Consider the following 20,036-nt stretch of genomic DNA (forward strand, 5'->3'; position numbering starts at 1 on the left):
GGTCCGGTGGGTGGGTCGGGGGGGGGGGGGGGGGGGGGGGGGGGGGGGGGGGGGGGGGGGGAGAAGAGGGGAGGGGGGGGGGGGGGGGGGGGGGGGGGCCCCCCCCCCCCCACCCACACCCCCCCCCCCTCCCCCTGCCTTCCAACGGCAGCCGCTCCGTTCCGCTACTCGGACTTGATCGCCGTCAGCATGTTCAGGCGGGCCGCCCTGCGGGCCGGCCACAGTGCGGCCAGGATGCCGACCGCCGCCGCGAGGAGGAGGAAGACCGCCATCCGGCCCCAGGGCAGGACCAGTTCGTACGTCGGCATCCTGCTGCCCAGCAGTCGGCCGGCCGCCCAGCCGAAGAACACGCCGAGACCGACGCCGAGGGCGCCGCCGAAGAGCGAGATGACCAGGGACTCCAGACGGACCATCCGCTTGACGCCCTTGCGGTCCAGGCCGATCGCGCGGAGCATCCCGATCTCCTGCGAACGCTCGAAGACCGACATCGCGAGGGTGTTGATGACACCGAGGACAGCGACGATGACGGCCATCGCGAGCAGGCCGTAGAGCATGTTGAGCATCAGCGTGAACATCTTCGCGATGTCGTCGGAGATGTCCTGCCTGTCCTGGACCTTGATGGCGGGGTTGTCGCCGAGGGCCTTCTCCAGCCTGTCCTTGGTCGCGGCGGACGCGCCGTCGGACGTCTTCAGCATGACCTGCATGTCGGCGGCGTCGCGCTGGTGCGGGGAGAGCGTGGCGTTGTCGAGGATGATGCCTCGGACCATCTCGTTGGCCTCGTACACCCCGGCGACGGTCAGGTTCTCCTTCCTGCCGTCCTCGTAGGAGACCTTGAAGTCCGAACCGGCCTTCCAGCCATGCGACTTGGCGGTGTCGGAGTCGACCACGACCCGTGTGCCGCCGACCCGGAACGAGCCGTCGGTGACGGCGAGGTCGGTGAGCTTGCCGATGGCCGCGCCGTTGACGCCGGTCAGGAACTCGGTCTGCCGGTCGATGCGTGCGGGGGCGTCGCGCAGCGAGCTGGTGTCGGTGACCCCGTCGACCGCGGCGAGCTTCTTCTCGACGTCCGGGGAGAGCGAGTTGCCGTTCGCCATCGACACGACGTAGTCCGCCCTGATCGCCGAACTGGCCATCTTGTCGATCGACTTCTGCAGACTGCCCGCCATCACGGTCATGCCGGTGATCAGGGTGAGGCCGATCATCAGAGCGGAGGCGGTGGCGGCCGTACGGCGCGGGTTGCGCACCGAGTTCTGCCGGGCCAGCTTGCCGGAGATCCCGAAGACGCGCATGAGGGGAGCCGCCGCGGCGATCATCGGACGGGACAGCAGCGGCGTGAGGACGAAGACGCCGATGATGAGCAGCACCGCGCCGAGACCCATCGGGGCCTGGCCGTCCGAGCCGTCCATCGTCGTCGCGTAGAGGACCACGGCGACACCCGTGGCCGCGAGCAGGGCGCCGATCGTGTTCCGCAGGACCAGGGACTTCGTCGTCGCCTTCGCGTGGACGCTGCTCATCGCGGCGACCGGCGGGATCTTCGCGGCGCGGCGGCCCGGCAGCCACGCGGCGAGCATCGTGATGAGGACGCCGACGAGCAGCGCCGTGGCGACCGTGCCGGGCGAGACGACCAGCGGGCCGTCCGGCACCGTGGCGCCGAGCGTGCCCATCAGGGAGCGCATTCCGGCGCCGATGCCGATGCCCGCGGCGAGTCCGCCGACGGCGGCGACCGCGCCGACCACGAACGCCTCGATCAGCACAGACCGGGTGACCTGGCGGCGGGAGGCGCCGACGGCGCGCAGCAGCGCCAGCTCCTTGGTGCGCTGGGCGACCAGCATGGTGAAGGTGTTGGCGATGATGAACGTGCCGACGAACAGCGCGATCCCGGCGAAGACCAGCAGGCCCGTCTTCATGCCGCTCATGGCCGAGGAGATCTGCTCGGCCTGGTCGTCGGCGAGCTTCCGGCCGGTCGTGGTGGAGGCCACGTCCTTCGGTACGACGGCGTCGATCGCGTCGCGCAGCGCGGTCTGGCTGGTGCCCGGCGCGGCCTTCACGTCGATCTCGTCGTAGGAGCCGGCCGAGTGGAACAGCCGCTGCGCGGTCGCCGTGTCGAACAGGGCGAGGCTGCCGCCCGCGGCCACGTTGCCGTCGTCGGTGGTGAAGACGCCGGTCACGACGGGCTTCAGGACGGGGCCGTCGACGGACAGACGAACGGTGTCACCGACCTTGTAGCCGGCCCGCTTCGCGGTCTCCGCGTCGATCGCGACCTCGCCCGTGCCGTGCGGAGCGTGCCCGGCCGTCAGCGGATAGCGGGGGTCCTTCTCGCCGCCCCTCCCGCCGTCCTTGCCGGTCCAGTAGTTGCCGCCCTGCGACTGGAAGCCGCCGCCGATGAGCTTGCCGTCCTTGCCGGCCATGGCGGTGAAGCCGTTGACGACGCCGATCGCGGAGGCGGCACCCGGCACGCCGGCCGCCTTGTCGAGCAGCGGTCGCGTCAGCTTGTGCGTCTTGCCGACGGTGTCGCCCGTGTCCGCCGCGCTCTCCGGGTGGATGGCGACGTCGACCTGGTCGAAGCCCTTGGCGGAGCTCTTCTGGTAGGCGTCCGAGATGGTGTTGGTGAAGACCAGGGTCCCCGACACGAACGCGACGCCGAGCAGAACGGCGAGCACGGTCATCAGGAGCCTGGCCTTGTGCGCGAACACGTTGCGCAAGGCGGTACGGAACATGGGTCTTCTCAGTCCAGGAGTCGCGGGAGGGCGCGGGAAGCCACGGGCCGGCGCGCAGAGGGCGCGGGAGGCGGCGGAAGGCCGCTGGCCGGCACGGGGAGCGTGCGGAAGGGTGCGGGAAGTCGGTGCTCGGTGCTCAGTGCCCGGAACTGGGAGCCCGGAGTTCTGAGCGGGGAGCGGGGAGCGGGGAGCGGGGAGCGGGGAGCTCGGCGCTCAAGGCTCAGGGCTCGGGGTGCCGGGTGAGCGGTCCGGCGGGGGGTCAGCTGGTGCGGCCCTTGCCGTCGAACTCCTTCATGCGGTCCAGGACGGAGTCGGCGGTCGGCTCGTACACCTCGTCGACGATCCGGCCGTCGGCGAGGAAGACGACCCGGTCCGCGTAGGCGGCGGCCACCGGGTCGTGCGTCACCATCACCACGGTCTGGCCCAGCTCCCGTACGGAGTTGCGCAGGAAGCCGAGGACCTCCGCGCCCGAGCGCGAGTCGAGGTTCCCGGTCGGCTCGTCGCCGAAGATGATGTCGGGGCGGGAGGCGAGGGCGCGGGCGACGGCGACGCGCTGCTGCTGGCCGCCGGAGAGCTGGGAGGGGCGGTGGCTCAGACGGTCGGCGAGGCCGATCATCTTGATGACCTTGTCCAGCCACTCCTTGTCGGGCTTGCGGCCCGCGATGTCCATCGGGAGGGTGATGTTCTCCAGGGCCGTCAGGGTCGGCAGCAGGTTGAACGCCTGGAAGATGAAGCCGATCTTGTCCCGGCGCAACTTGGTGAGCTGCTTGTCCTTCAGGGAGCCGAGTTCGGTGTCGCCGATACGCGCCGAGCCGGCGGAGAAGGTGTCCAGTCCCGCCACGCAGTGCATCAGCGTTGACTTGCCGGACCCCGAGGGCCCCATGATCGCGGTGAACTCGGCCTGCCGGAAGTCGACGGTGACCCGGTCGAGGGCGATCACCTGGGTCTCACCCTGCCCGTAGACCTTCGACAGTTCCGTGGCGCGGGCTGCGACCGCGGTGCTTGTGCCGGCGAGGGGAGTGGTGGTCACGGGAGGGTGCTCCTGTCGGGACGACGACGTTGATGGGACGTGTTCCATCGTCCGTGCCGGCCCGCGGGATGTAGTCACCCGCTGTTCCGGTTCCGGAGGCAGCCTTTGGTCGGACCGGGAGCGGTCGAGTCATACCTGGGGATGACGGAACTCCCCTGAGGGCCGTCGGGGTCGGGCATCGCGAGGACCTCCGGGGATCCCTCGGACGGAGCGCCGCGGAGCTCCGTGGACCGTACTTCGCGCGGCCGTTCTCCCGGCAGGCGGCCGGGGACCTCGGTCGCGGCTCGTCCCGACCTTGTTCGGACGGTGAAATTCCGTCAATTCGTGTACGCGGGACCGGCGCGTCCGAAAGGCTGTTGGCAAGTGCTGACGGCCTGTACCGCGTGCTGATGCACCCTCAGACGTCAATAAAATAAGACAACATCGGTCCGCACGCCCGCTGTTCGGGGGACGCGCCCCGATAGGCTCGGAATCTCGATGCGCAGCCCATGGTCTGCCCGGATGGTGGAATGCAGACACGGCGAGCTTAAACCTCGCTGCCCCTCGCGGGCGTACCGGTTCAAGTCCGGTTCCGGGCACTTCCCGCACCTGCGACGCAGGGCGCGGGCCACAGTCGGAACCCTCCGAGCGTGGCCCGCCGGCTGCGATTCCGGTCGCTCTCGGTCCGGTTGCTCTCACACCCCCGCTCAGGCGTCGATGGGTGTCCCCGGTCGTTGACAGTGGTTCCCCGGCGGCGGAGACTCGCGGGAGTAAGCAGGTGAAGGAAAATTCACTGGGCGAACATCGGGAAGGGGAGGGTGGGGCGATGCGTACCACCGTGGGGATCGTCGGGGCCGGGCCGGCCGGGTTGCTGCTGGCCAGGCTGCTGCATCGCGCCGGGATCGAGTCCGTGGTCCTGGAGAGCCGGGACCGTGCCTATGTCGAACAGCGGCAGCGGGCCGGGATTCTGGAGCAGGGGACCGTGGACGTGCTGCGGGCCGCCGGGGCCGGGGAGCGGATGGACCGGGAGGGACTGCGGCACGACGGGATCGAGCTGCGGTACCGGCGGAAGCGGCAGCGGATCGACTTCCCCGCGCTGACCGGCGGGCGCTCGGTGATGGTGTACGCGCAGACGGAGGTGTGCAAGGACCTCATCGCGTTGCAGCTCAAGGAGGGCGGGCCGCTGCTCTTCGGGGCCGAGGCGCTGGCCGTCGAGGGGGCCGAGGGAGACCGGGCCCGCGTACGGTTCCGGCACGAGGGGCGCGAGGACGTACTGGAATGCGACTACGTCGTCGGGTGCGACGGTTTCTGGGGCGTCGCCCGCAAGGCCGTGCCCGCCGCGCTCTCCCGCACCTTCGAGCGCTCGTACCCCTTCGGCTGGCTCGGCATCCTCGCCGATGTCCCGCCCTCGCACGACGAGCTCGTCTACGCCCGGCACGACCGCGGCTTCGCCCTGCTCAGCATGCGTTCGCCCACCGTCTCCCGCCTCTACCTCCAGGTGCCCGAGGGGACGGACGCCCACGCGTGGAGCGACGAGGAGATCTGGGACGAGCTGGAACGGCGTCTGGAGACCGACGACGACTGGCGGCTGCGGCGCGGGCCGGTTACCGCCAAGTCCGTTACGCCCATGAGGAGTTACGTCCACGAGCCGATGCGGCACGGCCGGCTCTTCCTGGCCGGGGACGCCGCCCACATCGTGCCGCCGACCGGTGCCAAGGGCCTCAACCTCGCCGTCGGCGACGTCGTCACCTTCGCCCGCGCCCTGGTCCACCTCAGGGACACCGGATCGGCCGAGCGGCTCGACGCCTACTCCGAGACCTGTCTGCGCCGGGTCTGGCAGGCCGAGCGGTTCTCGTACGACATGACGACCCTGCTGCACCGCGACCCCGCCACGACCCCCTTCGAGGACCGCGTCCAGCTGGCCCGCCTGGAGCGGATCGCGACCTCGCGCGCGGCCGCGACGGACCTCGCGGAGGCTTACACGGGCTTCCCGCTCGGTGCGCGGGAATGAACGGAAGGGGCGGGAGCGGGGTGACAGGGACAGGGCGGGATCGAGGCGGCTCGAGAGGGTAGGTGATCTCGGTGGGGCCGATGTCGCCCAAGCTGGTGTCACGGCTTCGTACCAGTGCGGGCGTGCCGGGGGGCACACGCGTACGGTGGCACAACGAGGGAAAGATCCTCCTCAAGCACTAGGGTCATTCCTTTGCCTACCCATTACTCTTGAGCCAAGGTCACGAGGGTGGCCATGGAGGAGCGAAATGAGGAGCAGTAACCCGGTCTTCTCGCGACGGGGGTTCAGCCGCGACAACGGCTACGCGGGCTTCAACGCGGCGCCGCAGGCCGGGGGACCCGCTGTCGGCACGCAGGGGAACCCGTACGCCCAGCAGGGCGGCAACCCCTACGCGCAGAACCCGTACGCACAGCAGGGCCTTCAGCAGGGCGCTCCGCCGCAGGCCCCGGTCACCACCGGCCGGATGACGATGGACGACGTCGTCATGCGTTCGGCCATGACGCTCGGCACCGTCGTCGTCGGTGCCGTCCTGGCCTGGGCGCTGCTGCCGGTCTCCACCACGAGTTACGGCCTGGCCGTCGGCTCCGCGCTGGTCGCCTTCGTGCTCGCGATGGTGCAGTCCTTCAAGCGCACAGCCTCGCCCGCGCTGATCATCGGGTACGCCGCCTTCGAAGGCGTCTTCCTCGGGGTCATCAGCGAGATGTACAACGCTCGGTGGCACGGCGCCCCGTTCCAGGCCGTGCTCGGCACCATGGCGGTCACCGGCGCCACCCTGCTCGTCTACAAGGCGGGCTGGATCCGGGTGACCGCGCGGTACGCGCGCATCGGCATGACCATCGCCATCGCCTTCATCGTCGTCATGGCGGTGAACCTGCTGCTGGTCGCCTTCGGTGTCGCCCCGGACGGCGGACTGCGCAGCAACGGTCCGCTCGGCGCGATCGTCGGCATCCTGGCGATCCTGATCGGCGCGTTCTTCCTGACCCTCGACTTCAAGCAGATCGAGGACGGCATCACCTACGGCGCGCCGAAGGAAGAGGCATGGCTGGCCGCGTTCGGCCTGACCGTGACCCTCGTGTGGATCTACATGGAGATGCTGCGACTGGTCGCCATCTTCACCGGCCGCGACTAGCGGCGCCGACGGCCGGACAGGCCGTCATGTGTGACCTGAAGGGTCCGCGAACCACCGGTTCGCGGACCCTTCGTCGTCGGGTGCCTGTCGTCTCGGTGGTGCGCGCTCACAGCAGTTTGCGCGCGGCCCTCCTCAGGTCGTACTCATGAATGATCGCTTTGGCGTGGCCGTACGCGAGGTCGTGCTCGGCGCGGAGCCAGCTGACCTTCTCCTCGAAGCGGAAGAGGGCGGGGCCTTCGTCGACGGTGCGAAGCCAGTCGGAGATCTCACGACCGGTGCAATGGGGGATGCGGGCGAGCAGGTTGCGATGGGTCTCCTCGGAGAAGACTTGGGACATCGGCGCCTCCGAACGCAAAGGGGATGTAAGCCGGTCCTTCACGCCACCGTGCCTGAGGGTTGGGTTGTTGGCAACAGTCCCGCCGCTGCGCGTAGTCTCGCGGCGTGCTGGATACGACGCCGTTGACCCGTGCCGTGGACCACTTCGCCGACCGGTTGCGGGCCGCACCGCAGAGCCGCCTGCAACGAGGTGCGGCAGCCGAGGCGCTAGGGCTGGCCAGGGAGTTCGCGCTGCGCACCCAGCGGGTCGAGGACCCGTCGGGGGAGCCCCGGGAGATGCCCGACGCCGGGATGTTCGCCGCCGCCGACCAAATCACGGTCGCCGCGCACGACTTCGCCCTCGTACTGAGGAACGAGGAGGAACTCGCGGAAGCGGTCACGCTCGTGGCGGAGGCACAGAAACGCGCCGGGGTCTGATCGGTTGATCGACTCCGGCGCGGTTGGCGGCCTCTTCGGTGTGTCAGCCCCCGCTTCGGGGGAGGGGGCGGCCATCGGCCACGTCGAGGCCGCGCGGTGCGCAGAGGTGCCGTGCGGATCACCGCGACGGCGTGCGGCTCACCGGGGCGCGCGGGTCACTGCGAGGGCGTACGGGGCGCGTGGGTCACAGTGACGCTATGACGCGGTCCGCCAGGATGTAGACGTTCTCCTCGCCGAAGGCGAAGGTCAGGGCGTACGCGCCCGAGACACCGGAGCCGCCGAGCAGGACCGGGGTCTGGCCGGCCTCCAGGGCCGCGGCGAGCCGCAGCGCGGTCTCGCGGTGGCCCGGGGTCATGCACAGGGTCGTACCGTCGGCGAAGACGTAGACGTCGAGGGTGCCGAGCGGGCCGGGGCGGACGTCCGCCAGCTCCGTGCGGGACTCGGCGAGCTCCTCCAGGCAGGCCACCGTGCGTTCGTGGTCGTTGACCACGGGTGACTGGACGGGAACGAAGTCCGGGTGCGAGGGGTGACGGCGGCGGGCCGCGGCGAGTTCCGGGGAGTCGCCGGCGGTACCGGTCTGGAGGAACTCATCGAGGTCCGTACCGGCCTCGGCCACCGGCTCCAGGTGCTCCAGGCCCACGAGGTCCGAGTGGCGCGGCAGGAACAGTTCGCTGTCCGGCAGGCCGAGCAGCGAGGGCGCGTCGGAGGCGTCACGCGCCTCCTGGGCGGCCCAGAAGGCCCGCGCCTCGGCGAGCTCCCGCTCCCGCTCGTCGGCGAGCGCCTCGGCCACGGCCATGCGTATCTCGTCCGCGTCGGCGGCTCCGCGCGCGGCGGGCACGAGACCCCGCGCGGCTCCGGCGCGGCTCTCGGTGAGTTCACTGTGCAGGGCTGCGACCTGCCGACGCAGACTCTGCAGCGTGTGCAGAACGGCGACGCCCACGGCCGCGGTGGCGGCGGTGGTGAGCAGCAAAGCAATCGGCATGGCGCTCACTGACGTACTCCCGGTTCAAAGTCGGCCCCCGACTTCCTACATCAGCTTGAAGGGCGAACCATCAAACTGTCAGTGCGTAACGTCACGAATAGGACAGGACTTTGGGCCTCGGGTTTAGCCGCACAACGGCTCTGAGCTGCGGAAATGACCACCCGAAGGGACAAAGGTCACATCTTGGGGGGGATTGGATCACAAATCGGCCCAGAGTCCCGGTGGTTACGGGCTTCTGGGCCGATTCGTTCACGCTGGGTTCAACTCCCGTTACGGGAACGGGTCACCGCTGTCAGCTCAGGCGCTCGATGACCATCGCCATGCCCTGACCGCCGCCGACACACATGGTCTCCAGACCGAACTGCTTGTCGTGGAACTGGAGGCTGTTGATGAGCGTGCCGGTGATGCGGGCGCCGGTCATGCCGAAGGGGTGGCCGACGGCGATGGCGCCGCCGTTCACGTTCAGCTTGTCCAGCGGGATGTCCAGGTCGCGGTAGCTCGGGATCACCTGGGCCGCGAAGGCCTCGTTGATCTCGAACAGGTCGATGTCGTCGACGGTGAGACCGGCGCGGCGGAGCGCCTGCCTGCTGGCCTCCACCGGGCCGAGGCCCATGATCTCGGGGGAGAGGCCGGTGACGCCGGTCGAGACGATGCGGGCGAGCGGGGTCAGGCCGAGCTCGCGGGCCTTCGTGTCGGACATGATCACGAGGGCGGCGGCGCCGTCGTTCAGCGGGCAGCAGTTGGCCGCGGTGACCATGCCGTCGGGGCGGAAGACCGGCTTGAGGCCCTGGACGCCCTCCAGCGTCACCCCCGCGCGCGGGCCGTCGTCCTTGCTGACGACCGTGCCGTCCGGGGTCGTGATCGGGGTGATCTCGCGCTCCCAGAAGCCGTTTTTGACGGCTTCCTCGGCGAGGTTCTGCGAGCGCACGCCGAACTCGTCCATGTCCTGGCGGGTGACGCCCTTGAGGCGGGCCAGGTTCTCGGCGGTCTGGCCCATCGCGATGTACGCGTCCGGGATCAGGCCGTCCTCGCGCGGGTCGCGCCAGGTCGAACCCTCCGACTGCGCGACCTCGACCGTGCGGGCCTCGGCGTCGGCGAAGAGCGGGTTGTGGGTGTCGGGCATGCCGTCGGAGGTGCCCTTGACGGAACGCGACACCATCTCGACGCCCGCCGAGATGAAGACGTCGCCCTCGCCCGCCTTGATGGCGTGCAGGGCCATGCGGGAGGTCTGGAGGGAGGAGGAACAGTAACGGGTGATGGTGCAGCCCGGGAGGTGGTCCATTCCCATCTGCACGGCCACGATCCGGCCGAGGTTGTGGCCCTGCTCGCCGCCGGGGAGGCCGCAGCCGAGCATCAGGTCGTCGATGTCCCTCGGGTCGAGCTCGGGGACCTTGGCGAGGGCGGCCTGGATGATCGTGGCGGTCAGGTCGTCGGGGCGCACGTCCTTCAGGGAGCCCTTGAAGGCGCGGCCGATCGGGGAGCGGGTGGCTGAGACGATCACGGCTTCGGGCATCACGGCTCCATTGGCGTACGGGAAGTGTGCAGGGCTGGTTGGGAAGTTACCCGTACGTACCGTCGAGGTCACCGGTCTTGGTGTGTGACACCGGACGCACTTTTCTAAGCGCTTGCTTTTCTCTGGCGGGGGCGCCTTTTGCGGGGGGCCCGTTGCACGGGGGGCTTGCCGAGGGGTGAGCCCCTCTTGGGCCGGCCTTTCTGGGGCTCTGCCCCAGACCCCGCTCCTCAAACGCCGGAGGGGCTGAATCCGGGCTCTGCCCCGCCCTCGCTCGTCAAGCGTCGGAGGGGCTGATTTCGGGCTCTGCCCCGCCCTCGCTCGTCAAGCGTCGGAGGGGCTGGACTTCTGGTGCCGGGCCGGGTGACGAGGGCAGGGGCGCGGGGAACTGCGCGACCAGCCCCCACGCACCCGCAGTCGGGAACGCGCCCTCCCGGCCTGGGACCGTCCCCGGAGCCCGGAGCCCGGAGCCCGGAGCCCGGGGGACGGAGTCATGGGGACGGGGTCGGGGCCGGGTCCGTGGCGGGGAGGCGTTGGCGGCGGCGGCGTTTGAGGAGGGCCCAGGGGCCCCGGGGGCCGGTGGGCATGGCGGCGGCGACCTCGGTGCCGGGCTCGGAGGCGGCCTCCGCGGCCGCACGGGCGACCGGCAGGAATCCCTCGTGCCGCGAGATGTCCGGACGCTCCTCCTCGGCCGGCCAGAGGCCGAGCGCCGCGCAGACCGTCGGCAGGAGCGCCATGGCCGCCGTGGCGTACCCCTCAGCCGAGGGGTGGTAGTGGTCGGGGCCGAACAGCTCGCGCGGGTTCGCCTCGAACTCCGGACCCAGCAGGTCGCCCAGCGAGACCGTGCGCCCGCCCTGCTCGACCGTCCCGATCGTCTGCGCGGCGGCGAGCTGTCTGGACGCCCGCCGGGCCAGCCAGCGCAGCGGTTGCTGCACCTGCTCGACCGTGCCCAGGTCGGGACAGGTGCCGACGACCACCTCCGCGCCGGCCGTGCGCAGCCGGCGTACCGCCGCCGACAGGTGACGTACGGAGCGCGTCGGCGGCATCCGGTGCGTCACGTCGTTCGCGCCGATCATGATCACGCAGATGTCGGGCAGCCGGGAGGTGTCCGTGAGGGCGAGCGCGACCTGGCGGTCCAGGTCGTCCGACTGGGCGCCGGGCAGCGCCACATTGCACAGCTCCACCGGCCGCTCGGCCACCGCCGCGAGCCCGGAGGACAGCAGCGCGCCCGGCGTCTGGCGGGCCCGCCGCACCCCTTGTCCCGCGGCCGTCGAGTCGCCGAGCATCGTCAGGCGCAGAGGGGGTTCGTCAGCGGGGGCACCGGTGTAGTCGTACCCGTAGAGACCGTCCGCGCGCGGGGCGTAGGGAGCGTGCCCGTTGCCCACATGCCGCTTCGCCAGCTGCACCTCGGCCAGCACCAGGCCGACGGCCGCCGCGCCCACCAGTCCGACCCCGCCCCCGCCGTACGCCGCGCCCGCAGCGATCCGCCGGGCCACCCTCGCCCTCGACATGCTCGACATCCGTCGCCGCCACCTCCTTGTAGCCGTACAACCACTGCTTGCCCCGAAGAGCGGGTGGGCCAATCTCAACGGCGCGTGAACGGCTGTTCAGGGCCGTAGGCTGACGTGACCATTCCTGTTGAAAACGCAGCTCCGGAGACAACGGTGCAATTCCACGACTCGATGATCAGTCTCGTCGGCAACACCCCGCTGGTGAGGCTCAACAACGTGACCGCGGGGATCCAGGCGACCGTCCTGGCGAAGGTCGAGTACTTCAACCCCGGCGGATCCGTGAAGGACCGCATCGCCATGCGCATGATCGAGGCCGCGGAGGAGAGCGGCGACCTCAAGCCCGGCGGCACGATCGTCGAGCCGACCAGTGGGAACACCGGTGTGGGGCTCGCCATCGTGGCGCAGCAGAAGGGGTACCACTGCATCTTCGTGTGCCCCGACAAGGTCTCCACCGACAAGATCAACGTGATGCGCGCGTACGGGGCCGAGGTCGTGGTCTGCCCCACCGCCGTCGACCCGGAGCACCCGGACTCGTACTACAACGTCTCCGACCGGCTGGTGCGGGAGACGCCGGGGGCCTGGAAGCCCGACCAGTACTCCAACCCGAACAACCCCCTCTCGCACTATCACTCGACCGGCCCCGAACTGTGGGAGCAGACGGAGGGGAAGATCACCCATTTCGTCGCGGGTGTGGGGACCGGCGGCACGATCTCCGGTACCGGCCGGTATCTGAAGGACGCCAGCGACGGCAAGGTGCAGGTCGTCGGCGCCGACCCGGAGGGGTCCGTGTACTCCGGCGGCTCGGGCCGGCCCTACCTGGTCGAGGGCGTCGGTGAGGACTTCTGGCCGACCGCGTACGACCGTACGGTCGCGGACGAGATCGTCGCCGTGTCCGACAAGGACTCCTTCCAGATGACGCGCCGGCTGGCCAAGGAGGAGGGGCTGCTCGTCGGCGGCTCCTGCGGCATGGCCGTGGTCGCCGCGCTGCGGGTCGCCGAGCGCCTCGGCCCCGACGACGTCGTGGTCGTGCTGCTCCCCGACAGCGGGCGCGGCTACCTCAGCAAGATCTTCAACGACGAGTGGATGGCCGACTACGGCTTCCTGGAGGACACCGGCCCGAGCGCCCGTGTCGCCGACGTGCTGAACGACAAGGCGGGGGCCACGATCCCCTCGCTCGTCCACATGCACCCGGAGGAGACCGTCGGCGAGGCCATCGAGGTGCTGCGCGAGTACGGCGTCTCGCAGATGCCGATCGTCAAGCCGGGCGCCGGTCACCCGGACGTGATGGCCGCCGAGGTCATCGGGTCGGTCGTCGAGCGCGAGCTCCTCGACGCGCTGTTCACCAAGCGGGCCTCCCTGGAGGACCCGCTGGAGAAGCACATGTCGTCGCCGCTGCCTCAGGTCGGATCCGGTGAGCCGGTCGCCGACCTGATGTCCGTGCTCGGTCGCGCGGATGCCGCGATCGTGCTCGTCGAGGGCAAGCCCACCGGTGTCGTCAGCCGGCAGGACCTCCTCTCCTTCCTGGCCAAGGGCGGCACCAGGGCGTAGCGGGGCGGGCCCCCGGGAGGCGTCCGGGGGGCCACGGGAGGCAGCCGCGGTGGGCGCCGGACGGTGGCCCGGGGCGCATGGGTGACGGTCGGGGGCGGTTCCGGGCGTACAACGTCCGGTCGTCCCGGTCCGGCGCAGGATATTTGTTCGAAGTGTCGGATCCGTGTGGATCTTGCGGCTCAGGCCGAGGTGAACTTCGCGGAAGTGGTACGAGCGCGTCACGTCCGCGCAGCACCCGCTTAACACGGGTCCGGCACATTAGTGGGTGTCGGCAGGGCGGGAGCGGCTCCCCGCCCCGGCCGGCGACAGAACGGCGCCAAGGACCTCCGGAGCGGCTCCCGGACCTCCATGGACGCCTAGGACGCGCAAGCCCGGTCCTGACCCGGCCCGCGTCCCTCGCGGGGACCGCCGTCGTCCCGCCCCCCGGTATCGGGGGTGCGGCGGTCCCCGCGCAACACGTCGAAGGGCCCGGCACTCGTCTCGAGTGCCGGGCCCTTTCGTGCGCCGTACGGGGCCGCGCGGCGCCCGCTCCCCGGTACGGGCGTCCGTTCCGGGGGACCGGCAGGGCTTCGCGGCGGCGCCTACTCCTCCCAGTCGGACTCCGGCCGGGGCTTGCGGCGGCCGAAGAAGCCCGGGGAGAGGCGCGCCGCCTGGACCACGTTCACTCCGACGATGCCGGCCCAGGCGGCGAGCAGGCCGGGCAGGTGCGCGATTCCGCCGCCGATCGCGGACAGCGGGACCGCGAGGACGAGCGAGACGATCCCGAAGCCGAAACGCTCGCCCCAGGAGTCGGACGACTGGGGCGAACGCGCGCCGCGTGCCACCACCATCTGCTGCTCGGCGAGCTGGCGCCGCACCCGGCGGTCGACGGCGCCGTCGAGGCGCTGCTCGACCTTCTCCAGGAACGAGTCGACCAGCGCGGACTCGTACTCGTCGCCGAGTTCCCTGCGCGCGTGCAGGGTGGCGTTGAGTTCCTTCTTCAGTTCCGCGTCGTCATGGCGGGCTTCCATACCGGTCATGTCTTTCACGTTAGGCAGCCGAGGTCCGCGTGGCACTGGGGATAGCCCCCCTGTTGCGGCTGGGCCGAGCCCCCGGAAGGTGCCCCTTGCCCGGTCTGCATATCGTCATGCAGAGTTCTCGGTACCTGAATAGAAGGGTGTGCGCGTGGTGTCGTCTCGGATCATGGACACGTCGTGTGCGGTGACGCCTCCTGGCGACGTCGCGCTCGTGGTCCTGGACGGTCGCGGCACCGGTGTCGACGACGTCGTACGGCTCGCCGACGGGGCCGCGCGGCCGGTTCCCGGCACGGACGCGATGAAGCGGGTCGAGGAGTCCTGGTGCGCCGCCCGGCAGATCGCCGCCACCGGCCGCGTCTACGGCCGCTCCACCGGAGTCGGCGCGAACCGGAACGAGGACGTGCCCTCCGAAGCGGCCGCCGGCCACGGCCTGCGCCTGCTGCGCAGCCACGCCGGCGCCATCGGCGAGGAACTGCCCGCCCGGCAGGTCCGCGCGATGCTCGCCGTCCGCGCGAACCAGCTCCTCGCGGGCGGCGCGGGACTGCGGCCCACCGTCGTGACGGCGCTGTGCGAGGCGCTGGAGAGCGGCGCGTACCCGGTCGTCAACGAGTTCGGCTCGGTCGGCACCGGAGACATCGCCGCCCTGGCGCAGCTGGGCCTGGCCCTCGCGGGGGAGCACCCGTGGCGAGGGCCGGACGGTTCGGTGTGCGGTGAGGGGCCCGGCGGGGTGTACGGGGGGTCCGGTGGGGCGGATGCGGATGCGGATGCGGGGGCGGTGGGCGTCCGGGGCCCGAGGGCCGGGGGCCCACGGGACGGGGCGTGGGCCCGGCGGGGTACGGACGGCTCGGTGGTGCGGGACGGCGCGGGGCCGGTTACGCGCCCCGGCGGAGGCATCGCTCCCGAGCCGCAGGCGCTCGACAACAACGACGCGCTCGCGCTCATCAGCAGCAACGCGCTCACCCTCGGGCAGGCCGCGCTCGCGCTGCACGAACTGCGCGGGCTGATCGGTGCCACGCAGGTCGTCGCGGCCCTGTCGCTGCTGGCGGTCGACGGGTCCCACGAGGCGTACGCGGCGCCCGTGCACGCCGCCAGGCCGCACCGGGGGTCCGTCGAAGTGGCGCGCAGGATGCGGGAGTTGATCGGTGCCGCGGACCGGCCCACGCCACCGCTCGGGCGGATCCAGGACCCGTACGGCTTCCGCTGTCTCCCGCAGATCCACGGTCCCGCGCACGACGCGGCGGACGCGCTGGAGGCGGTCCTCGCGGTGGAGATCAACGCCGCCGCGGAGAACCCCCTCATCTCCCCCGAGGACATGGCCGCCTACCACCACGGCGGCTTCTACCAGGCCCAACTCGCCCTCGCCCTGGACCACTTCAGGCTCGCCGTCACCCAGGTGGCACGCCTGTCCACCTCACGGCTGTCCACCCTCAACGAACCCGCCTACACCCGGTTGCGCCCCTTCCTCGCCGACCACGAACCGGCCTCCTCCGGCGTGATGATCCTGGAGTACGCGGCCGGTGCCGCACTCGGTGACCTGCGGGCCTTCTCCGCGCCCGCCTCGCTCGGCCACGCTGTACTCTCCCGGGGCGTCGAGGAACAGGCGAGCTTCGCCTCGCTCGCCGCACGCCAGACGCTGCGAGCGTGCGGTGCGTACCGTCTCGTCGTCGGCTGCGAACCGGTCGCCGCCGTACGGGCGCTGCGCCAGCGCGATCTGCGGCCCGACCCGGAGCTGCCGGCCGGGCGGGCACTGGAGCTGGCCGAGGAACTGCTCGACGCGGAGCAGGCCGACCGGCCGCTCACGGACGATGTGACGGCGGCTGCCGCCCTGCTCGACCGGTTCACGGACATCTGGAGGGGGAGCACGTCATGAGCACGGGCAGCGACAGGGCCGGCGGCAGCGACAGGAGCGGGGGCGGAAGCGCCGGCGTGGACGGGAACGGGAACGTGGACGTGGACGGGAAGGCGAACGGGGACCGGGACGGGAAGGCGAACGGGAACGTGAAGGTGATGGGGGACGGTGGCGTGGAGGGCGACACGGGTGTGAGCGACAGTCCCGCCGGGCGGCTCCAGGCCCTCTTCGAGGGGCGCCGGCTCACGCCGACCCAGCGGCGCATCGCCCACAGCATGGTGCGGCGCGCCGCCGACGTGCCGTTCCTGTCCAGCGTCGAACTCGCCGAACTCGCCGGCGTCAGCCAGCCCTCCGTCACCCGCTTCGCGGTCGCCCTCGGCTTCGACGGCTACCCGGCCCTGCGCAAGCACCTGCGCGAGGTCGCGCCCGCCGAACCGGCCGCCGACACCGCCTCGTACAACGAGTACCAGCAGGCCGTCGAGGCCGAGATCGAGAACCTGCGTCACCTCGCCGCGGTGCTCGCCGATCCGCGCCCGGTCGCCAGGGCGGGGCGCCTGCTGGCCGCGTCCCGTCCGCTGCCCGTCCTCGGGCTGCGCGCCGCCGCCTCCCAGGCCTACGGCTTCGCCTACTTCGCCGCCAAGGTGCACCCCGACGTACGGCTGCTGCACGAGGGCGGCACGATGCTCCAGGACCGTATCGACGCGGCCGTCCGGGCCGGGGCCACCTCGCTGCTGTGCTTCGCGCTGCCCCGGCACCCGCGCGAGGTCGTCGACGCCCTCGGCTACGCGAAGGAGGCCGGGCTGACCGTCGTCACGGTCGCGGACTCCGCGTTCGCGCCGGTGGCGAAGGTGTCCGACCTGCTGCTCCCCGCCGCCGTCGGCACCGGCCTCGCCTTCGACACGGCGTGTGCGCCGATGCTGCTGGGCCGCGTCCTGCTGGAGGCCATGTGCGACGACCTGCCGGACGCGCAGGCGCGGTTGGAGCAGTTCGACGCGCGGGCCGCGGTGCGGGGACTGTTCGTCGAGTAGGCGCCGGAGCACGAATTCGGGACCACCAATCCGGGACCATGAATCCGGGCGTGCGAATCCGGGCGTTTCTCAGACTCGTCTCACCTTCCGTGGCTAGCCTGCGCGCCCAGAGGCACACGGGCGCGGCGGCGGTCGGCGACGTACCCGTGGGCGTGCAGGCGCTGAGACGGGAGGCGGACAGTGACGCGCGGAGGACAGGGACTGGCCCGGGTGGCCGTCGTGGTGCGGGCGGGAGCCGCACCGCTGTGGTGGTGCGGGGTGTCGGCCGCCGGGATCGGGGTGGTGCTCCCCGGACTGACCGGGCGCAGGATCGGCGTCATGGCCGGGGCCGCGCTGTTTCTCGTCGCGGCGGCCGTGGTGCCGTACTGGCGCGGGAAACGGTACGCCGCCCTGGTCCGGTCCGCCGCCCGTGCCGGCAAGAACGACGTGCTCCAGGACCGTGCCGTGACGGTGCGCAACTGGCGCCGGGGCCACCGCTGGTGGCTGCTCCTCGCCTTCGCGGCCGCGCTGGGAAGTTCGTTCGCCGTGCCCGCCGCGGGCGGCATGCTGCTCGCCGGCGCGGGCGTCGGACTGTGGCTGAAGGCCGGCCGGCTCGGGCGCCTGGAACGGGCCGAGCAGGCGCTGATCTGGGTGCGTGTCGACTGGCTCGGCCCGCGCGCCGGTGCCCCTGTGGGCAAGCCGGTCCGGGCCGTCCGGGCCACCGGAGTGGCGGCGGGCGACGCCGCGCCCGGCGGGGCGCGACGTCGCTGACCGGGCCGGAACTAAACCTCCAGGTCGGCTTCGATCCTCTTCAGTTGGTGCCGGGCCATCGCCAGGTTCGCGCGCTTCTGGTCGAGCACCAGGTACAGGAAGAGGCCGTTTCCGCCGCGCCCCTTCATCAGCCGGATCAGGTGGTACTGGTCGGAGAGCGTGATCAGGATGTCCTCGATGTCGCCCTTCAGCCCCAGGTGCTCCATGGTGCGGAGCTTGGCGCGGACGACGTCGGTGTTGCCGGCGGCCGCGACGGTGAGGTCGAAGTTCTTGCTGCCGCCGATCGTGCCCAGCGCCATTCCACTGGTGTAGTCGACGAGGGCGGCTCCGGTCGCGCCCTCGATGGACGCCAGTGCCTCTTTGAGCGCGGTCTCGGTGTTTGTCATGGTGCTGTGCTCCTTCAACTCTCTGATGCTCTCGGGTGGTTGGTGGCAGGGGTAGAAGTGGGGCGCGCGGCGGTCGTGCCGCGTGCCGTGCGCGTGCGCGACGTGCCCGGCGAGGGCTTCGCGGATGTCTTGGGCGGGTCGACGGTCAGCTCGCCGCGCGCGGTGGCGGCGTCGACGAGCTCCCCGATCCGGGTGCCGGAGCGCCGTCCCTCCAGGTGCAGCCGGCCGACATTGACCCGGTCCTGGGCCAGCAGCGTCAGGACGGCGGAGCCGCCTGCCGCGTAGGTCGCCACATAGCCGTGCACGCCGCGGACCAGCAGCTCGCGCAGATCGCCGTGTCCGGTGGTCTCGGCCATCCGTATGGCGACACCCAGTGCGGCCGCGGTGAGCGCGGCCAGGCCGTCCGGCTCCACACCGGGCGTGTCGTGGGCGAGGACGAGACCGTCGGCGCTGGCCGCGAGCGCTCCGGTCAGCTGGGGCACACGGGCCCTCAACCGATGGAGTTCGTCGAGGACTTCGGGTTCCGCCGCCATCAGCAGTCTCCTCTCGGCACGCTGTCGTAGCGCGCGGATCACAAGGCCTCCCGCGGGTTGGGACTCACAAGGCCTCCAGCGCGTCTCTGAGTCGTCGCAGCAACGCGACGTCGGGATCGGTGGAGGTCTGGGTGAGCACGCTGGGCGGGGGGAGCGGCTGCGGTGCGGGAGCGGCCGTCACGAGTCCGGCGGCGGCGAGTCGGCGCAGGTCGACGAGCGTGTGGAAGGCGGGCCGCCCCAGCGCGAGGGACACGTCCGCCGCCGTGCGGACGCCGTCCACCCGGCCGAGGACGGCCTCCTGGCGCAGCGGCACCGTGGGCCCGGCGGCGAGCAGGGCGCGCCGGAGCGGCGCGGTGTCGGTCGCCGGGTCGGGCCATATGCGGTGCAGGAGTTCGCGCCGGCGCACCGTCTCACGCTCCAGCGCGGCGACGGAGACGGGGCGGAGCGGGCCGAACCAGTGCGCGGCGCCGTAGCGGAAGCGGCTCGGGGTGCTGCTCGGCCCGAGCACGAAGTAGGCCGCGTCGTACAGGGAGCCCAGGTGGCACAGTTCCAGCGCGCCCTCCGCGATCCGCCCGCTGTCGATCAGGAACCGGCCGACCCGGCGGCGTGCCCCGGCCGCGGCGACCGCCTCCTGCCACACCTCGGCGTCCAGTACGCCGCGGACGGAGAACAGCACGTCGAGCCCGGGTGTGGCGGGGCTCTCGGCGTGCACCACCTCGCCGTCGGCGAGGTAGAGGGTGCCGCGCTCGCGGATGAGGACGCCGGTGGCCCGCTCGTCGGCGAGCCGGCCGAGCATCGGCGAGACGCCGCCGGCGGCGCTCGGGGCCGTGTCCCGCACCGGGAGCCGGGGCGGAGGAGGTGTCCTGACCGTGGTCATACGAGCACCAGCCGTCCGGCCATCTCGCCGAGCCGGATGCGTGCCAGGGCGAGGTTGCCGTCGGAGCGGCCCAGCCACAGGTGCAGGAACACGCTGCTGTCGAAGGTGGTGCGGACGAAACGCAGGACGTGATAGCTGTCGCGGTTGCTGATGATCAAGTCTTCGATCGGGGTCTCCTGGTCGGACCACTCGGACCAGTCGGAGCCGTCCTTGGGGGCGAACGAGCGGTTCTCCGCGGCGAGCCGGGCCAGCTCGGCGGCCTCCGCCGCGGTCGTCTCGTGGTCATCGCCCGGCGCGTCGCCCACCGTCCCCAGGGCCAGGCCGCTGGTCCAGTCGACCACCGAGGCACCCCGCGCACCGGGCAGTGTCATGGCTTCCAGCAGGCACTCGTCAATTCCGGGCACCGTGTCTCCCCTCCCGCCAAGGG

General features: G+C 71.6%; 18 protein-coding genes and 1 tRNA gene. 8 read left to right on the forward strand and 11 right to left on the reverse strand.

All coding sequences use genetic code 11. From position 1 onward, the window contains the following. Positions 1-164: 164 nt before the first annotated feature. Together ACZ6KY_RS40205 and ACZ6KY_RS40210 are read right to left on the reverse strand one after the other, a co-directional pair. Positions 165-2,717: an ABC transporter permease gene (locus tag ACZ6KY_RS40205; protein WP_469315209.1), complete on the reverse strand. Its 2,553-nt coding sequence runs from the start codon at positions 2,715-2,717 to the stop codon at positions 165-167. Positions 2,718-2,976: 259 nt separating this feature from the next. After that, positions 2,977-3,795, reverse strand: a complete 819-nt coding sequence (locus tag ACZ6KY_RS40210; protein WP_469315210.1) for an ABC transporter ATP-binding protein — start codon at positions 3,793-3,795, stop codon at positions 2,977-2,979. Positions 3,796-4,242: 447 nt separating this feature from the next. Here ACZ6KY_RS40210 and ACZ6KY_RS40215 point away from each other — a divergent pair. The 3 genes from ACZ6KY_RS40215 to ACZ6KY_RS40225 all read left to right on the forward strand — a co-directional run bounded on the left by ACZ6KY_RS40215 (position 4,243) and on the right by ACZ6KY_RS40225 (position 6,866). Beyond that, positions 4,243-4,325: transfer RNA gene (locus tag ACZ6KY_RS40215), tRNA-Leu, on the forward strand. A gap of 227 nt (positions 4,326-4,552) precedes the next feature. Further along, complete coding sequence (locus ACZ6KY_RS40220) at positions 4,553-5,737, forward strand: 4-hydroxybenzoate 3-monooxygenase (RefSeq protein WP_469315211.1); 1,185 nt, start codon at positions 4,553-4,555, stop codon at positions 5,735-5,737. 247 nt (positions 5,738-5,984) lie between these two features. After that, entirely contained in the window at positions 5,985-6,866 is an 882-nt protein-coding gene (locus tag ACZ6KY_RS40225; RefSeq protein ID WP_469315212.1) for a Bax inhibitor-1/YccA family protein, read from the forward strand. Positions 6,867-6,972: 106 nt separating this feature from the next. Here the strand turns inward: ACZ6KY_RS40225 and ACZ6KY_RS40230 are convergent, their stop codons facing one another. Next, positions 6,973-7,203: a DUF4287 domain-containing protein gene (locus tag ACZ6KY_RS40230; protein ID WP_103550712.1), complete on the reverse strand. Its 231-nt coding sequence runs from the start codon at positions 7,201-7,203 to the stop codon at positions 6,973-6,975. A 104-nt stretch (positions 7,204-7,307) separates the two neighbouring features. Here ACZ6KY_RS40230 and ACZ6KY_RS40235 point away from each other — a divergent pair, with 104 nt between their 5' ends. Beyond that, the gene (locus ACZ6KY_RS40235) at positions 7,308-7,619 is read left to right on the forward strand and encodes a hypothetical protein (RefSeq protein WP_469315213.1); all 312 of its coding nucleotides are present in this window, start codon (positions 7,308-7,310) and stop codon (positions 7,617-7,619) included. A gap of 184 nt (positions 7,620-7,803) precedes the next feature. Here ACZ6KY_RS40235 and ACZ6KY_RS40240 read toward each other — a convergent pair whose 3' ends face one another. The 3 genes from ACZ6KY_RS40240 to ACZ6KY_RS40250 all read right to left on the reverse strand — a co-directional run bounded on the left by ACZ6KY_RS40240 (position 7,804) and on the right by ACZ6KY_RS40250 (position 11,631). Then, positions 7,804-8,601 carry a hypothetical protein gene (locus ACZ6KY_RS40240; RefSeq protein ID WP_469315233.1) on the reverse strand — a complete coding sequence of 266 codons (798 nt, stop codon included), beginning with the start codon at positions 8,599-8,601 and terminating at the stop codon, positions 7,804-7,806. Between the two features lie 292 nt (positions 8,602-8,893). Further along, positions 8,894-10,114 carry an acetyl-CoA C-acetyltransferase gene (locus tag ACZ6KY_RS40245; RefSeq protein WP_469315214.1) on the reverse strand — a complete coding sequence of 407 codons (1,221 nt, stop codon included), beginning with the start codon at positions 10,112-10,114 and terminating at the stop codon, positions 8,894-8,896. 488 nt (positions 10,115-10,602) lie between these two features. Then, entirely contained in the window at positions 10,603-11,631 is a 1,029-nt protein-coding gene (locus tag ACZ6KY_RS40250) for an SGNH/GDSL hydrolase family protein (protein WP_469315215.1), read from the reverse strand. A 144-nt stretch (positions 11,632-11,775) separates the two neighbouring features. On the opposite strand from ACZ6KY_RS40250, the gene ACZ6KY_RS40255 reads away from it, so the two are divergent. Beyond that, positions 11,776-13,170 carry a cystathionine beta-synthase gene (locus ACZ6KY_RS40255; RefSeq protein WP_469315216.1) on the forward strand — a complete coding sequence of 465 codons (1,395 nt, stop codon included), beginning with the start codon at positions 11,776-11,778 and terminating at the stop codon, positions 13,168-13,170. 581 nt (positions 13,171-13,751) lie between these two features. Here ACZ6KY_RS40255 and ACZ6KY_RS40260 read toward each other — a convergent pair. Next, positions 13,752-14,189: a hypothetical protein gene (locus ACZ6KY_RS40260; RefSeq protein WP_469315217.1), complete on the reverse strand. Its 438-nt coding sequence runs from the start codon at positions 14,187-14,189 to the stop codon at positions 13,752-13,754. Positions 14,190-14,352: 163 nt separating this feature from the next. Here ACZ6KY_RS40260 and ACZ6KY_RS40265 point away from each other — a divergent pair, with 163 nt between their 5' ends. From ACZ6KY_RS40265 to ACZ6KY_RS40275, 3 genes are all read left to right on the forward strand, one after another. After that, positions 14,353-16,056: an aromatic amino acid ammonia-lyase gene (locus tag ACZ6KY_RS40265; RefSeq protein ID WP_469315218.1), complete on the forward strand. Its 1,704-nt coding sequence runs from the start codon at positions 14,353-14,355 to the stop codon at positions 16,054-16,056. A 137-nt stretch (positions 16,057-16,193) separates the two neighbouring features. Next, positions 16,194-17,063 (forward strand): MurR/RpiR family transcriptional regulator, encoded by an 870-nt coding sequence (locus ACZ6KY_RS40270; protein ID WP_469315234.1) that lies wholly within the window; start codon positions 16,194-16,196, stop codon positions 17,061-17,063. A 180-nt stretch (positions 17,064-17,243) separates the two neighbouring features. Next, entirely contained in the window at positions 17,244-17,813 is a 570-nt protein-coding gene (locus ACZ6KY_RS40275) for a hypothetical protein (protein ID WP_469315219.1), read from the forward strand. Positions 17,814-17,824: 11 nt separating this feature from the next. Here ACZ6KY_RS40275 and ACZ6KY_RS40280 read toward each other — a convergent pair whose 3' ends face one another. From ACZ6KY_RS40280 to ACZ6KY_RS40295, 4 genes are all read right to left on the reverse strand, one after another. Then, positions 17,825-18,199 carry a roadblock/LC7 domain-containing protein gene (locus ACZ6KY_RS40280; RefSeq protein WP_469315220.1) on the reverse strand — a complete coding sequence of 125 codons (375 nt, stop codon included), beginning with the start codon at positions 18,197-18,199 and terminating at the stop codon, positions 17,825-17,827. Between the two features lie 14 nt (positions 18,200-18,213). After that, entirely contained in the window at positions 18,214-18,732 is a 519-nt protein-coding gene (locus ACZ6KY_RS40285) for a roadblock/LC7 domain-containing protein (protein WP_469315221.1), read from the reverse strand. 64 nt (positions 18,733-18,796) lie between these two features. Beyond that, positions 18,797-19,609 (reverse strand): transcriptional regulator, encoded by an 813-nt coding sequence (locus ACZ6KY_RS40290; protein ID WP_469315222.1) that lies wholly within the window; start codon positions 19,607-19,609, stop codon positions 18,797-18,799. Then, entirely contained in the window at positions 19,606-20,013 is a 408-nt protein-coding gene (locus ACZ6KY_RS40295; protein ID WP_261704018.1) for a hypothetical protein, read from the reverse strand. The genes ACZ6KY_RS40290 and ACZ6KY_RS40295 overlap by 4 nt, the downstream gene beginning before the upstream one ends. Between the last annotated feature and the right edge of the window lie 23 nt (positions 20,014-20,036).

The organism is Streptomyces sp. NPDC042002 (assembly GCF_055588305.1).

Bases quoted from the DNA above. Each gene is read 5' to 3' on its own strand.
- ACZ6KY_RS40250 (WP_469315215.1), bottom strand. From the start codon at position 11,631: ATGTCGAGCATGTCGAGGGCGAGGGTGGCCCGGCGGATCGCTGCGGGC.
- ACZ6KY_RS40265 (WP_469315218.1), top strand. From the start codon at position 14,353: ATGGACACGTCGTGTGCGGTGACGCCTCCTGGCGACGTCGCGCTCGTG.
- ACZ6KY_RS40245 (WP_469315214.1), bottom strand. From the start codon at position 10,114: ATGCCCGAAGCCGTGATCGTCTCAGCCACCCGCTCCCCGATCGGCCGC.
- ACZ6KY_RS40280 (WP_469315220.1), bottom strand. From the start codon at position 18,199: ATGACAAACACCGAGACCGCGCTCAAAGAGGCACTGGCGTCCATCGAG.
- ACZ6KY_RS40205 (WP_469315209.1), bottom strand. From the start codon at position 2,717: ATGTTCCGTACCGCCTTGCGCAACGTGTTCGCGCACAAGGCCAGGCTC.
- ACZ6KY_RS40285 (WP_469315221.1), bottom strand. From the start codon at position 18,732: ATGGCGGCGGAACCCGAAGTCCTCGACGAACTCCATCGGTTGAGGGCC.
- ACZ6KY_RS40290 (WP_469315222.1), bottom strand. From the start codon at position 19,609: ATGACCACGGTCAGGACACCTCCTCCGCCCCGGCTCCCGGTGCGGGAC.
- ACZ6KY_RS40225 (WP_469315212.1), top strand. From the start codon at position 5,985: ATGAGGAGCAGTAACCCGGTCTTCTCGCGACGGGGGTTCAGCCGCGAC.
- ACZ6KY_RS40230 (WP_103550712.1), bottom strand. From the start codon at position 7,203: ATGTCCCAAGTCTTCTCCGAGGAGACCCATCGCAACCTGCTCGCCCGC.
- ACZ6KY_RS40260 (WP_469315217.1), bottom strand. From the start codon at position 14,189: ATGACCGGTATGGAAGCCCGCCATGACGACGCGGAACTGAAGAAGGAA.
- ACZ6KY_RS40240 (WP_469315233.1), bottom strand. From the start codon at position 8,601: ATGCCGATTGCTTTGCTGCTCACCACCGCCGCCACCGCGGCCGTGGGC.
- ACZ6KY_RS40220 (WP_469315211.1), top strand. From the start codon at position 4,553: ATGCGTACCACCGTGGGGATCGTCGGGGCCGGGCCGGCCGGGTTGCTG.
- ACZ6KY_RS40270 (WP_469315234.1), top strand. From the start codon at position 16,194: ATGGGGGACGGTGGCGTGGAGGGCGACACGGGTGTGAGCGACAGTCCC.
- ACZ6KY_RS40210 (WP_469315210.1), bottom strand. From the start codon at position 3,795: ATGGAACACGTCCCATCAACGTCGTCGTCCCGACAGGAGCACCCTCCC.